Origin of the sequence: Streptomyces sp. NPDC102437 (genome assembly GCF_044765565.1) — a bacterium.
In the GTDB taxonomy this organism is placed as follows: Bacteria; Actinomycetota; Actinomycetes; order Streptomycetales; family Streptomycetaceae; genus Streptomyces.
Window position 1 is genome coordinate 1 of sequence record NZ_JBIWKI010000030.1, and the last position, 13,844, is coordinate 13,844.

14 protein-coding genes are annotated in these 13,844 nt (G+C 72.4%); 13 read left to right on the top strand and 1 reads right to left on the bottom strand.

Annotation, left to right across the window (positions count from 1 at the left end; all coding sequences use genetic code 11):
- The first annotated feature begins 153 nt into the window (after positions 1-153).
- From ACIRJP_RS30460 to ACIRJP_RS30480, 5 genes are all read left to right on the top strand, one after another.
- Positions 154-297, top strand: coding sequence for a DUF3311 domain-containing protein (locus ACIRJP_RS30460; RefSeq protein WP_404181117.1), 144 nt, complete (start codon positions 154-156; stop codon positions 295-297).
- Positions 294-1,829 carry a sodium:solute symporter gene (locus ACIRJP_RS30465; protein ID WP_404180914.1) on the top strand — a complete coding sequence of 512 codons (1,536 nt, stop codon included), beginning with the start codon at positions 294-296 and terminating at the stop codon, positions 1,827-1,829. Before ACIRJP_RS30460 ends, ACIRJP_RS30465 begins: the two co-directional genes overlap by 4 nt.
- Positions 1,830-1,994: 165 nt before the next feature.
- Complete coding sequence (locus ACIRJP_RS30470) at positions 1,995-2,327, top strand: DUF6412 domain-containing protein (protein WP_404180917.1); 333 nt, start codon at positions 1,995-1,997, stop codon at positions 2,325-2,327.
- Between the two features lie 114 nt (positions 2,328-2,441).
- Positions 2,442-3,212, top strand: a complete 771-nt coding sequence (locus tag ACIRJP_RS30475) for a YidC/Oxa1 family membrane protein insertase (RefSeq protein ID WP_404180920.1) — start codon at positions 2,442-2,444, stop codon at positions 3,210-3,212.
- A gap of 136 nt (positions 3,213-3,348) precedes the next feature.
- Positions 3,349-4,209, top strand: coding sequence for a fumarylacetoacetate hydrolase family protein (locus ACIRJP_RS30480; protein WP_404180923.1), 861 nt, complete (start codon positions 3,349-3,351; stop codon positions 4,207-4,209).
- Positions 4,210-4,362: 153 nt separating this feature from the next.
- On the opposite strand, the gene ACIRJP_RS30485 is transcribed toward ACIRJP_RS30480, so the two are convergent.
- Positions 4,363-5,490, bottom strand: coding sequence for a Gfo/Idh/MocA family oxidoreductase (locus ACIRJP_RS30485; protein ID WP_404181120.1), 1,128 nt, complete (start codon positions 5,488-5,490; stop codon positions 4,363-4,365).
- Between the two features lie 65 nt (positions 5,491-5,555).
- On the opposite strand from ACIRJP_RS30485, the gene ACIRJP_RS30490 reads away from it, so the two are divergent.
- From ACIRJP_RS30490 to ACIRJP_RS30525, 8 genes are all read left to right on the top strand, one after another.
- Positions 5,556-6,665, top strand: a complete 1,110-nt coding sequence (locus ACIRJP_RS30490) for an ROK family protein (protein WP_404180926.1) — start codon at positions 5,556-5,558, stop codon at positions 6,663-6,665.
- 230 nt (positions 6,666-6,895) lie between these two features.
- Positions 6,896-8,092: a hypothetical protein gene (locus ACIRJP_RS30495; RefSeq protein ID WP_404180929.1), complete on the top strand. Its 1,197-nt coding sequence runs from the start codon at positions 6,896-6,898 to the stop codon at positions 8,090-8,092.
- A 147-nt stretch (positions 8,093-8,239) separates the two neighbouring features.
- A complete protein-coding gene (locus tag ACIRJP_RS30500; protein ID WP_404180932.1) occupies positions 8,240-9,010 on the top strand; it encodes a GntR family transcriptional regulator in 771 nt (256 codons plus the stop codon).
- A 157-nt stretch (positions 9,011-9,167) separates the two neighbouring features.
- Positions 9,168-10,292, top strand: a complete 1,125-nt coding sequence (locus tag ACIRJP_RS30505) for a TIGR03364 family FAD-dependent oxidoreductase (protein ID WP_404180935.1) — start codon at positions 9,168-9,170, stop codon at positions 10,290-10,292.
- Positions 10,289-10,996, top strand: a complete 708-nt coding sequence (locus ACIRJP_RS30510; protein ID WP_404180938.1) for a phosphonatase-like hydrolase — start codon at positions 10,289-10,291, stop codon at positions 10,994-10,996. Before ACIRJP_RS30505 ends, ACIRJP_RS30510 begins: the two co-directional genes overlap by 4 nt.
- Entirely contained in the window at positions 10,993-12,093 is a 1,101-nt protein-coding gene (locus tag ACIRJP_RS30515) for an ABC transporter ATP-binding protein (RefSeq protein ID WP_404180941.1), read from the top strand. The genes ACIRJP_RS30510 and ACIRJP_RS30515 overlap by 4 nt, the downstream gene beginning before the upstream one ends.
- The gene (locus ACIRJP_RS30520; RefSeq protein ID WP_404180944.1) at positions 12,086-13,027 is read left to right on the top strand and encodes a 2-aminoethylphosphonate ABC transporter permease subunit; all 942 of its coding nucleotides are present in this window, start codon (positions 12,086-12,088) and stop codon (positions 13,025-13,027) included. The genes ACIRJP_RS30515 and ACIRJP_RS30520 overlap by 8 nt, the downstream gene beginning before the upstream one ends.
- On the top strand, positions 13,014-13,811 hold the full coding sequence (locus tag ACIRJP_RS30525) for an ABC transporter permease (protein WP_404180947.1): 798 nt from the start codon (positions 13,014-13,016) through the stop codon (positions 13,809-13,811). The genes ACIRJP_RS30520 and ACIRJP_RS30525 overlap by 14 nt, the downstream gene beginning before the upstream one ends.
- Positions 13,812-13,844 lie beyond the last annotated feature (33 nt).

Genomic DNA, 13,844 nt, shown 5'->3' on the forward strand with positions numbered 1-13,844 from the left:
AGGCCCTGCTTTCATTCCCCGGCCACGAGCCGATCACTCAACCGGGCACCCAAGTTCGACCCGCAACCGAACCTCTCGGTACGACAACGGCTTCTAAGGTTCCCTGACGTGCTCAGACGACGTCCGCAGTTGTTGTGGTTGCTGGTCCCCTACATGCTCTACCTGGGGGTGCTGCCGCTCGTGAACCGGGTCCACCCGGTGATCCTCGGGCTGCCGTTCCTCTTCGTGTGGCTGCTCGGGGCGACCCTGCTGACCCCCGTCGCCGTATGGCTGACCCGGCGGGGGGACCGCCGGTGAACGCCACCGTCGCGACCTGCGTCTTCGCGGTCTTCATGGTCGCCACCGTCGCCCTCGGGCTGCTCGCGACGCGCGGGCGGCGGAAGGGGACCGGCGAGGGCGGCGGGCTCGCCGAGTGGTCCGTGGGCGGGCGCAGCCTCGGGACCGTCTTCATCTGGGTGCTGATGGCCGGCGAGGGCTACACCAGCTTCAGCTACCTGGGCGCCGCGGGCTGGGGCTACAACTACGGGGCGCCGGTGCTCTACGTGGTGGCGTACATGTCCTGCGGGTACGCCATCGGCTACGTCGTCGGGCCGATGCTCTGGGCGTACGCGCGCAAGCACGGACTCGTCGGGATCACCGACATGGTGGCGCACCGCTTCGGCCGGCCCTGGCTCGGCGCGCTCGTCGCCGTCCTCGCGACCGTGTTCCTGCTGCCGTACATCCAGCTCCAGATCACCGGCATGGGCGTGGTCGTCTCGACCATCTCCTACGGTGCCATCAGCCTGAACCAGGCCTACTTCATCGCCTTCGCCGTCACCACCGGCTTCGTCGTGGTGAGCGGGCTGCGCGGCAGCGCGTGGGTGTCCGTGCTCAAGGACGTCCTCGTGATCGCGACGCTCGGCTTCCTCGCCATCTACGTTCCGATGCACTACTTCGACGGGTACGGGCCCTTCCTCGACCGGATCGTCACCGAGAAGAGCGAGTGGCTGACCTTCCCCGGGCACGGGGACAGCGGGCTCGGACAGGCATGGTTCATCACCACCTCGTTCCTCAACTCGCTCACCGTGGTGATCTTCCCGACGACCGTCGCGGGCTACCTCGGCGCGAAGAACGCCGACGTGCTGCGCCGCAACGCGATGCTGCTGCCCGCCTACAACGTGCTGCTCTTCGTGCCGATGCTGCTCGGCCTTGCGGCCCTCTTCGTCGTGCCGGGGCTCGTCGGCGCCGAGTCCAACCTGGCCCTCTTCAAGCTGGTCGTGGACTCGCTGCCGGCCTGGGCGGTCGGCGTCATCGGGGTGGCGGCGGCTCTCTCCTCGATCGTGCCGATGGCCGTCTTCATGCTGGTCATCGGCACGATGTGGGGACGCAGCGTGCTCTCGCTCGTACCGCGCTGGGAGCGGCGGCAGAAGGGTGCCGCGCAGACCGTCGTGGTGGTGGCGGGCGTGATCGCGCTGGTGCTCACGTACACCGCGCCGAACACCCTGGTGCGGCTCTCCCTCATTTCGTACGAGGGAATGGCGCAGCTGCTTCCCATGGTGCTGCTGGGGCTGATGTGGCGGCGGCTGACCCTGCTCGGGGCGATGAGCGGGCTGGTCGTCGGTGTGGGTGTGGTGTGCGGGTTCGTGTTCACGGAGAACGATCCGGTGTGGGGGGTGAACGCGGGCATCGTCGCGCTCGGCGCCAACCTCGCCGTCGCGCTCGCGGTGACGTACGCGGGGCCGCGCGAACACGATGACCGGCCGGACGAGGAGGTGCTCGCGCGGGACGAGATCGAGGTCCCGGAACAGGAGGCGGAACCCGACGGGGCTCCGGCGGGGACCAGTCACTGACCGGCCACTGACCGACCGCTCACCGGCCATTGGCCTACCTCGGACGGTCAGGTGCGCCGGACCCATCGTGTATAACGGCTGGAGAGCATAAAGCGCGCGTCTGTGCGAATGGCACGGGCGCGCGGAACCGGCCGACCGGCCGCGAGCGGAAGAAGGGAGGGGCCGATGAGCGGCGACACCAGCCGTCTGCGCAGTGGCCTCGCCCGGCTGCTCCGCCCCGCCGGACTGCTGCTCTTCCTCATCACCGAGGTCCTCCTCGCCGAGGGCGGCAGCCTCTCCGCCGCGGTCGCGCTCGCCGCTACCGCCGCCGCCGGTTCCGCGCTCGCCGTCGCCTCGGTCATCAGCGCCCGCTGTGCCGCCCCGGTGCCCCGCACCCGGGTCCGCACCGCCATCCGCGACCGGGAGAATCGCACCGCGTTCCTGCCGCAGCGGGATCCGGACGCCAAGGGGCGCCGGCGCCCCCGAGCCCCCGGCCGTGCCCTTCCGACGGCCGCGTAGGGGCTCGCAGCAGCAGCCACTTCCCCGGTAGGTGCGCCATGGGCGCCCCACGCGGTTCGTCATGCCGAGTCCGTTTCTGCTCCCGGCACGACGAGACCCCCGGAGGGCTCACTCATGTCCGTCTTCATGTCCGCATTCGCCGACCTGGTCGGCGCGCTCGCCGATGCGCTGCACCCGCTCTTCCAGACCGCGTCCACCGCCGCCGCCATCGTGCTGTTCACCGCACTCGTACGGCTCGCCGTGCACCCCCTGTCCCGGGCGGCGGCGCGGGGACAGAAGGCCCGCACCAGGCTCCAGCCGCAGATCGCCGAACTGCGCAAGAAGCACGGCAAGAACCCCGAGCGCATGCAGAAGGCGCTCATGGAACTGCACAAGGAGGAGAAGGTCTCGCCGCTCTCCGGCTGCCTGCCCAGCCTGTTGCAGATGCCCGCCTTCTTCCTGCTCTACCACCTCTTCTCCAGCCAGAACATCGGCGGCGACCCCAACGAGCTCCTCGGCCACCAGCTCTTCGACGCACCGCTCGGCGAGCGGTGGCAGGACGCACTCGCGCACGGCGGGCTCTTCGGCGCGCAGGGCCTGGTCTACCTCGGGCTGTTCGCGATCGTCGCCGTCGTGGCCACGTTCAACTACCGGCGGACGAAGCGGCAGATGGCCGCCAACCCGGTCACCCCGGCCGCCGGCCCCGACGGGCAGCCGGTGCCCGGCATGGGCGCGATGACGAAGCTGATGCCGCTGATGTCGTTCGCCACCCTCTTCACCGTGGCCGTGGTGCCGCTCGCCGCCGCGCTGTACGTCGTCACCAGCACCACCTGGACCGCGATCGAGCGGGCCGTCCTGTACCGCGACATGCCGGCCGCCGGGGCCGCCATGGCCACCGCGGCGTAATCGGGGCGGCGGTTGCACCGGTCCAGTGTGTGAACAGGGTCTTGCGGAGTGATCGGACGTCTTGGACGATCGGACAAGCCTGCGGTGGCCGCCACCCATCCGACGGGCCCGATCTCGAACAAGGGGAGAAAGACCGTTGAAGCTGCTTCGTGTGGGTACGGCAGGCGCTGAACGACCGGCGCTGCTGGACGGGAACGGAACCCTGCGCGACCTGTCGGGAATAGTCACCGATATCGACAGTGCCCTGCTCGCCGACGAGTCGGCGCTCGCCCGGGTACGGGCCGCCGCGGCCGCGCCCGGCGAGCTGCCCGTGCTCGACGCCGAGGGGCTGCGGGTCGGCCCGCCGCTCGCCCGGATCGGCAAGATCGTGTGCATCGGGCTGAACTACCACGACCACGCCACCGAGACGGGCGCGGCGATACCCGCCGAGCCGATCCTGTTCTTCAAGGCGCCGGACACCGTCGTCGGGCCCGAGGACACGGTGCTGGTGCCGCGCGGCAGCGTGAAGACCGACTGGGAGGTCGAGCTCGCGGTCGTCATCGGGCGCACCGCCCGCTACCTGGAATCCGCCGAGGAGGGGCTCGCGCACGTCGCCGGGTACGCGACCTCGCACGACGTCTCCGAGCGCGAGTTCCAGATCGAGCGCGGGGGCACCTGGGACAAGGGCAAGAACTGCGAGACGTTCAATCCGCTGGGGCCCTGGCTGGTGACGGCGGACGAGGTCGCCGACCCGCAGGCGCTGCCGCTGAAGCTCTGGGTCAACGGCGAGCTGAAGCAGGACGGCACCACGGCCGACCAGATCTTCCCGGTGGGTGAGGTGGTCCGGTACCTGAGCCACTTCATGACGCTCTATCCGGGTGACGTGATCAACACCGGGACGCCGGCCGGGGTCGCCCTCGGCCAGCCGGAGCCCAAGCCGTATCTGCGGGCGGGTGACGTCGTGGAGCTGGAGATCACCGGGCTGGGACGGCAGCGGCAGGAGCTCAAGGACGCGTAACGGGTGCGCGGGGACGGGGCGGGGCCCGGTGTGCGGTGCGGTGCGGTCGCCGGGCTGGGCCGCCGGTGGCCGTGCTGCCCCCGCGTCCCAGCCCCCGCGTCCTTGCCGTAGCCCCGCCGCGTTCTCGCCGCGTCTTCCGTTGCGCGGCTGCCGTTACGAGAGGTTCACGGTGACGCCCTCGCTCGCCGAGCGGCGGGCCGCCTCCAGGACATCCAGGGCCGCCGCCGCCTGAAGGGCGGTCACCGGGTTCTCGCCCTTGCGGCGCAGCGCCGCGGTGACCGCCGCGTAGTACGCCGGATAGTCGCCGGGCAGCGTGCGGACCGGGGTGCCGCCGCCCGTCAGCGGGGACTCGCCCGAGCCGATCCGGCCCCACAGTTCCTCGGGCTCCTCGCCCCACGGCCGGTCCGCCGCAGGACGCAGCCCCGCGCGCAGGTCGGCCTCCTGCGGGTCGAGACCGTACTTCACATAGCCGGCACTCCGGCCGAGCACGCGAAAGCGCGGGCCGAGCTGGGCCGTCGTGGCACTGACGTACAGATGCGAGCGCACCCCGTTCACATGGGTGATCGCGATGAACGTGTCGTCGTCGGCGGCGGCGCCCGGACGGCGTACGTCGGACTCCGCGTACACCAGCGCCGCCGGTCCGAACAGGGTGAGCGCCTGGTCGACGACATGGCTGCCCAGGTCGTACAGCAGCCCGCCGATCTCCTGCGGGTCACCCGACTCGCGCCACCCGCCCTTCGGCTGCGGGCGCCACCGCTCGAAGCGCGACTCGAAGCGCTGTACGTCGCCCAGCGCACCGTCCGCGAGCAGGCGGGCGAGAGTGCGGAAGTCGTTGTCCCAGCGGCGGTTCTGGAAGACCGAGAGCAGCTGCCCGCGCTCCTCGGCCAGAGCCGCGAGCCCCCGCGCCTCGGCCGCCGTACCGGCGACCGGCTTGTCCACGACGACCGGCAGACCGGCCTCCAGCGCGGCGGTCGCGATCGGGACATGGGTCTTGTTCGGGGAGGCGATCACGATCAGATCGAGCGCGTCGGGGCCGTCCGCCCGCTTCCACAGCTCCTGCGGCGACGCGGCGAACCGTACGCCGGGGAACTCGGCGCGCGCCTGCGCCCGTCGCTCCTCGTTCGAGGTGACGATCGTGTCGAGGACGAGACCGTCGGTCGCGGCGATCAGCGGGGCGTGGAAGACGCAACCCGCCAGACCGTAGCCCACGAGCCCGACCCGCAGCGGGGTCTCGGACGGTCCGGGCGTCTCATGAGTCGCGTTGCCACTCGTGCCAGTCATGCCAGTCATGTCCGCCACTTAAGCAACGCTGTTGCCATAGTGCAAGCGGCGGCGACAATGGTGCCGTGAACAGGAGCAATAGCGGCGCGAACCTGCCGACGCTGCGCAGCCACAACGCGGCGCTGGTGCTGAACCTGCTGCGGGCGGCGGGCGAGCGCGGCATCAGCCGGCTCGAACTCGCCGAGCGCACGGGGCTGACGCCTCAGGCCGTCAGCAAGATCACCGCCCGGCTGCGGGCCGAGGGCCTGGCGGCCGGGGCCGGCCACCGGGCCTCCACCGGCGGCAAGCCGCGCACCGTGCTGCGACTGGTGCCGGACGCCGGGTACGCGGTCGGCCTGCACCTGGACCGTGACGAGCTGACGGTGGTGCTCGTCGACCTGTCCGGCGCGGTCGCCGCGAGCCGCAACGCCCCGCTGGACCTCGGCGCCCCGGCGGACGAGGTGCTCGCGGCGGCGGCGGACGCGGTGACCGCGGTGCGGTGCGGGGGCCAGGGGCCGGGGGAGCGGCAGGTGCTCGGGGTCGGCGTCGCGGTGCCGGGCCCGCTCGACCACCGTGACGGGGTGCTGCACCGCGTCACGGGGTTCCCGCAGTGGGACGGCTATCCGCTGCGGGACGCGCTCGCGGTACGGACCGGGCTGCCCGTGGTCGTCGACAAGGACACCAACGCCGCCGCCCTCGGGCTCGCCCTGCGGGCGGCGGGTGACGGCGGCGACTTCGTTTACCTGCACCTCGGGACCGGGCTCGGGGCCGGGCTGGTCCTCGGTGGGGCGCTGCATCGCGGGGCCCGGACCGCGGCCGGCGAGTTCGGGCACCAGACCGTCCAGCTGGACGGTCCGGTCTGCGGCTGCGGGGGGCGCGGCTGCATCGAGGCGCTCTGTCTCGCCGCGGTCGCCCGGGGGGACGCCGCGGAGGCCGCCAGGGTGCTGGGGACCGGCGCCGCCAACCTCGTCGGGCTGCTCGACATCGACCGGGTGGTGCTCGGCGGCCGTACGGTGGCCGCCGATCCCGACACCTACGTACGGGGCGTCCGGGCCGTGATCGACGAGCGCGCCGGGCTGGGCGGCATCGACGCCCCGGTGCCGGTCACCGCCGCGGGAGGGGGCGACCGGCCGGTCGCGGAAGGGGCCGCCCAGCTGATCCTGGCCCCGCTCTTCGGGCGGGCCGGCGGCGCGTGAGCGGCGTGAGCGCGGCCTGAGCGGGCGCGGAGGCGCGGGGCGGGGGCGGCGGGGTGAGGGCGGGGCGGCTGGGCCGGCCGGGCGGAATCCGGGGGCCGGCCGGGCGGTCCCTCGGCATGTCGGAGCGAGCCGTCTCGCGCGTGCGTGGCAGCGTCGCGGCCCAGAACCGGTGAACTCCGGCGCACGGGGTGAGCCGACCGTTTCGCGAGCAGCGAAGGATGGTCCCCCAGATGTCCCCCACCCCGCCCACGGCCGGACAGCCTTCCAGGGCCGCCGCACCGGCCGGATCGACACCGGGCCGCGTACCGGGTTCGACGCCCGGCCGCGTCGCCGACTCCATCCCCGCCGCCGGCCCCGTGTCGGTCCCGACCGCCAGTCCCACGGCCATCCCCCTGGCCGCGGCCACGTCCATCCCGGTGTTCACCGCCCACGCGCGCCCTCCCTCGCCCTCACCCCCTCCGTCCCCCGGGCGGACCCGGCACGGATTCGCGCTCGGGCTGGTCGCGGCGAGCGTCGTCCTCGGCGGCACATCCGTCGCACCCGCCTCGGCCGCGTCCTCGGCCACCCCGGTCTCGCCGCCCGGCGCCACCACTGCCGACCAGCAGCCCGCCTGCGGTGATCCTGAGGCGAAGGACTTCCCGATCAGCACCCGCATCCACGGGGGCCCGGACACGTACGTGTCCGGCGGCGGCTACGGAACCTGGTTCCTGGACCTGACCAACACCACGACCGAGTCGTGCCGGGGCATCCACCCCGTGCTCGTCCTCACCGACGAGGACCGCAGGGTGACCGCCGACCAGATCCAGCTGAAGTTCTCGGAGCAGGGCAGTCCCGGCACGGAACACCGCGTCACCTGGGAGACCACCGACCAGGACGAGCACATCGGCGTCTTCGGCGGCGAGGGCGGCGACTCCTTCGACGGCTTCACCGTCCCGGCGGGCCGCACCGTCACCGTCGAGGTCCGGATGGCGTTCACCTCCGACACCAGCCCCGGCCGGATGACCGCCAACGCCGCCATCGTCCAGCGCCAGCGCGCGGTGAGCGGCACGGCCGGCAAGTCGGGCAAGGACGACGGGGCCTGGGTCGGCCAGTCCGAGGACTACCCCTTCACTGTTGTCGTCGACGAGAGCGACGGCGACGGCGCAGAGACCGCCGATACCGATGAGATGACCGAAACTGATGAGATGGCCGGGACCACCGAGACCGGCGAGACACCCGCGACCGGTGAGGTCGGCGGTACCGGAGACGCCTCGCGCGAGCCCCGGCCGGCCGGACCCGGCCGCACCCCGGAACAGAGCGGCCGCCCGGAGCTGGCCGCGACCGGCCCGGGCAGCGTCCCCGCGGCCGGTATCACCGTCACCGGGTTCCTGATCGGTGGCGGGGCGATGGTGATCAGGGCCCGGCGACCGCGCCGCGCGAACCCCTGAACCCAGGGCTCACGCCCCCGCGCCCCGAACCCAAGCCCCCGGGCCGGCCGCCCCCGAACCCAGGTCCTGGACCCCCGAGCCGCCTGAACCGAACTTCCCGTGCCCGGACGTTCACCGTTGTTCATGTCCGTCTGCCACCATCGGGCCGTGGACTACCCGCACGACCAGGCACCTGGCGCACCCATCCGTTCCGGCATCCCGGAGCACGGCCGTATTCCCAAGTACTACGCGGTCAAGGCCCATGTCTCCGTCCTCATAGAGGAGTTGGGCGAGGGCGGCATGCTGCCCACCGAACGCGATCTGGCCGAACGCTACGAGGTCTCGCGCGAGACGGTGCGCCAGGCGCTGCGGGAACTTCTGCTGGAAGGGCGGCTCGCCCGCCAGGGGCGCGGCACCGTCGTCGCGGGCCCCAAGCTGGAGCAGCCACTCTCGCTGGCGAGTTACACCGAAGGCGTACGCCGCCAGGGCCGCACGCCGGGCCGTCACCTCATCGGGCTGGAGCGGTTCCCCTGCCCCGAGGCGCTCGCCGCCGACATCGGGGTGGAGCGCGGCGAGCCGGTCTGGCACCTGGAGCGGGTGCTGCTCGCCGACGACGACCGGGTCGGGCTGGAGAGCACATACGTCTCCGTCGCCCGCGTACCGGATCTGGCCACCGGGTTCGACCCCGACTCGTCCTTCTACGCCTACCTCCGCGACCGGCTCGGCATCCCCTTCGGCGATGCCGACGAGCGGATCGAGACGGTGCTCGCGACACCGCGCGAGGCGCTGCTCATCGGTACGCCGCCCGCACTGCCCATGCTGCTGATCCACCGGATCTCGCGCGACACCGCCGGGAAGCCGCTGGAGCGCGTAAGGACCCTCTACCGCGGCGACCGCTTCTCCTTCACCGCGCACCTGGGCCCGCAGGACGGCCGCTGAACAACCGCCCGCACACACGACCGACCGCGCAGCTCCGCGAATCGACTCATTTGGATAACGGGAACGTAACGGGTCTAGGCCAAGCTTGGGGTCCAGTTCACCGTCCCGTTGCCGTACGGATCCGTGCGGGCCACCCGCCCCGAGGAGCGTAGCCGTCGTGAGAGTCATCGTCGTAGGAGCCGGCGTGGTGGGAACCATGCACGCCTGGCACGCAGTGAACCGCGGCCACGAGGTCGTACAGATCGAGCGCGAGAGCGAGGCGCGCGGGGCATCGCTCCGCAATTTCGGACAGATATGGGTCAGCGGCCGGGCCGGCGGCGAGGAGCTGGAGACCGCGCTGCGCGCCCGTGAGCTCTGGGAGGGCATCGGGGCGCGGGTCCCGGACCTCGGCTTCCGGGCCTGCGGCTCGCTCACCCCGCTCCGCACCGAGCTGGAGGCCGCCGTCGCCGAGGCGGCCGTCGCCCGGCCCGACGCGGCGGCCCGCGGCTACAAGCTGCTCACGGCCGGCGAGGCCCGTGCGGTCAACCCCGCGCTGCGCGGGGACTTCACCGCCGCCCTGTGGTGCGAGCGGGACGCCGCGGTCGAGCCGCGCACCGCACAACTCGCGCTGAAGCGGGAGCTGTCGAGGTCCGGCAGGTACACCTTCCTCGGCGGCCGCGAGGTACGCGAGGTGGTGGGCACCGCCTCCGTCCGCGACGACCACGGCGACGTGCACACCGGCGACGCGGTGATCCTGGCCACCGGCGCCTGGCTCGGCGGGCTCGTCCGCGAGCTGGCCGGCCCCGATCTGCCGGTCCGCCGCGTCCGCCTCCAGATGATGCAGACCGACCCGCTCGGCGAGCCGCTCACCACCTCCGTCGCCGACGCGGACAGCTTCCGCTACTACCCGGCCTACCGGAGTGCGGCGCTGGACACCCTCAACGCCGAGCAGGCGCAGGCGCCCACCGCGGCGGCGCACCGGATGCAGCTGCTGATGGTGCAGCGCCGGGACGGCGGACTGACCATCGGCGACACCCACGAGTACGAGCACCCCTTCTCCTTCGACACCGTCGAGGAGCCGTACGAGCACCTCACCGGGGTCGTCGAGTCCTTCCTCGGCCGCCCGCTGCCGAGGATCCGCCACCGCTGGGCCGGGGTCTACGCCCAGTGCACCGACACCAGCCGGGTCGTCCATCGCCAGCAGGTGCGGGACGGCGTCTGGCTGGTCACCGGGCCGGGCGGCCGGGGCATGACCTGCTCGCCCGCCATCGCCGAAACGACCGCCGACGAACTGGGCTGGTGAAGAAGTTGAGCAACACCGAGAAGCTGAACCTGATCGTCCTCGACATGGCCGGCACCACCGTCGCCGACGGCGGCCTCGTCGAGCAGGCGTTCTCCGCCGCCGCCGAACGCCTCGGCGTCGAGCCCGGCTCCGCCGACCACGCCGAGAAGCTCGACTACGTGCGCGCCACCATGGGCGAGTCCAAGATCTCCGTCTTCCGGCACCTCTTCGGCGACGAGGACCGGGCCCAGCAGGCCAACACCGCCTTCGAGGAGGCGTACGGCGAACTCGTCGACGGCGGCCGCATCGCCTCGCTCCCCGGCGCCCGCGAAGCCATCGAACGGCTCAAGGACGAGGGCCGGACCGTGGTCCTGTCCACCGGATTCGCCCGCACCACCCAGGACGCGATCCTGGCCGCGCTCGGCTGGCAGGACCTGGTCGACCTCACCCTCTGCCCGGCCGACGCGGGCGGGCGCGGCCGCCCCCACCCGGACATGGTCCTCGCCGCCTTCCTGCGCACCGGCGCCGTCGACGGCGTCCAGCAGGTCGTCGTCGCGGGCGACACCTCGTACGACATGCTCAGCGGGGTGCGCTCCGGCGCCGGGATCGTCGCAGGGGTGCTCACCGGAGCCCACGGCAGGGACCAGCTGGCCCGCAACGGCGCCACGCATGTGCTCGGCTCGGTCGCCGAGCTCCCGGACCTGATCGCGCGGGCCGAGGCATGACCGGCGGAGAGCGGTCCGTCCGCAGCGGAATCAGGTTCGACCAGGTCAGCGTCGCGTACGGCGGGAACACCGTCCTCGACCGGCTCGATCTGACCGTCGAACCCGGCGAGGTCATGGCCCTGCTCGGCCCCTCCGGGTCCGGCAAGACCACCGCCCTGCGCGCCGTCGCCGGATTCGTGCGGCCCGCCTCGGGGCGGGTGTACCTCGGCGACCGCGATGTCACCGGGCTGCCGCCGCACAAGCGCGGCATCGGCATGGTCGTCCAGCAGTACGCCCTCTTCCCGCACATGCGGGTCCAGGACAACGTCGCCTTCGGCCTGAAGGCCCGCAAGGCCGCGAAGGACGGGATTCCCGAACGGGTCGCCGAGGCCCTCGAAATGGTCGGCATGGCCGCCTACGCCAAGCGCTATCCGCGCGAGCTCTCCGGCGGCCAGCAGCAGCGCGTGGCCATCGCCCGCGCGCTCGCCATCCGGCCCGGTGTCCTGCTTCTCGACGAACCGCTCTCCGCCCTCGACGCCCAGCTGCGCTCCGGAATGCTCGCTGAACTGGCGCGGCTGCACCGGGAGTTGCCGGACGTCTCCATTCTGTACGTCACCCATGACCAGGTCGAGGCGCTCACCCTCGCCGACCGGATCGCGGTCATGGACAAGGCGAGGCTCCAGGACTGCGGCACCCCGCAGGACCTGTACCGCCGCCCGCGCACCGAGTTCACCGCCTCGTTCGTCGGCAACGCGAACCTGCTGCCGGTCACCGTCGCCGACGGCACCGACACCGTCGACTTCGCCGGCCGCGCACTCGACGTACCGACCGGCGAGGTCTCCCGGGGCGCCACCGCCACCCTGTGCGTCCGGCCCCACCTGGTCGGGCTCGGCGACGGACCCAACGCGCTGGACGGCACCATCGCCGAGGTCCAGTGGCGCGGCTCCACCCACCGCCTGTACGTCGACGTCGACGGCCACCGGGTCAAGGCGGACCTGAAGGAGCTGCGCGAGACACCGGCGCTCGGCGACCGGGTCACGCTGCACTTCGCGGCCGAGGACGCGGTACTGCTGCCCGCCGGCGCGGCGCCGGGAGCCGGGGGAGGGGCCGATGGCTAGCACCGCGCAGTCCGTCGCACCGGTCATCGGCGGCACGACGGCCCCCCGCCGGCGCACCGGCGGGGGCAAGCAGCCGGACCTGTCCGGCCCGCAGGCCCCGGCCCGCGAGGCCCGCCGCGTCCCCCGTTTCGTCTGGGCGCTGCCGCCCGTCGCCGTCCTCGCGCTCGTCTTCCTCTACCCGCTGGCCCTCGTCGTCCAGCAGTCCGTCAGCCCGGACGAGGGCGGCACCTCGATCGCCCCGTACGGCGAGGTGTTCGCCTCCGGATCGTTCCGCTCGGCGCTGACCACCACCGTCTGGCTGGCGGTCGGCTCCACCGTCGGATGCCTGGTGCTGGGCTTCGTCCTGGCCATGGTCATCGCGTTCGTGCCGTTCCCCGGCGGCCGGGCGGTCGCCAAGTTCATCGACGTCTTCCTCTCCTTCCCGTCGTTCCTGATCACGCTCGCCCTGCTGTTCATCTACGGCAACGTCGGCATGGCCAACGGCGTCTGGACGGACCTCACCGGGGCGTCCAGTGGCCCCTTCGCCTTCCTCACCACCCCGTGGGGCGTGCTGCTCGCCGAGATCACCTACTTCACGCCCTTCGTGATGCGCCCGCTGCTCGCGGCGTTCTCGCAGCTCGACAGCGCGCAGCTGGAGGTGGCGTCCTCGCTGGGCGCGAAGCCGGCCCGGATCGTGGGGCAGGTGATCCTCCCCGAGGCGCTCCCCGCGCTCGCCGCCGGCGGCAGCCTCGTCCTCGTGATGTGCCTCAACGAGTTCGGCATCGTGCTGTTCACCGGCGCGAAGGGAGTCACGACCCTGCCGATGCTCGTCTACAGCAAGGCGATCCTGGAGTCCGACTACCCGGCGGCCTGTGTCGTCGCCGTCGTCAACATCGCGATCTCGGTCGGCCTCTACACCCTGTATCGGATGGTGAGCCGCCGTGTTGGTGCATAGCCGTACGGGGAAATGGGCCATCTGGGCCGTGTTCTTCGTGCTCTTCGTCCCGCTGTTCGCGGTGCCGCTGCTGGTCATCCTCGCCGCGTCGTTCACCACCAACTGGTCGGGCGCCTTCCCCTCCGGGCCGACCACCGAGCACTACGCGGCGGCGACCGGCGGCGATTCGCTCCAGGCGCTGACCACCAGCCTGATCACGGCCGTCAGTGCCAGCCTGCTCGCCCTGACCATCGGCTCCTGGGCCGCGCTGGCCGCCGCCTCGCTGCGCAGGCGCGGCAAGAGGTTCCTCGACGCGCTGTTCATGCTGCCGGTCGCCGTGCCATCGGTGGTCGTCGGGCTCGCCGTGCTCGTCGCGTTCAGCAAGCCGCCGATGCTGCTGAACGGGACGAGCTGGATCGTGATCCTGGCGCACACCATTCTTGTCACGGCGTTCGCCTATTCGTCGGTTTCGGCGGCAATAGTCCGTCTCGACCCGATGTACGAGCAGGCGGCGGCCAGTCTGGGCGCCCGCCCCGGCTACGTCCTGTGGCGCATCAAGCTGCCGCTCCTGCTGCCGTCCCTCACGGCGGCGGCGGGGCTCTGCTTCGCGCTGTCCATGGGCGAGTTGAGCGCCACGATGATGCTCTACCCGCCGGACTGGACACCGCTCCCGGTGCAGATCTTCGCGGCCACCGACCGTGGCTCGCTCTTCACCGGAGCGGCCGTCGCCGTGGTCCTGATGGGAACGACGCTGCTCGTGCTGCTCGGCGTCTCCCGGATCCGCACCAGGGCCTCGTACCGCTGACACGCGAACACCTCCCCGTACCGACCTCCGGCC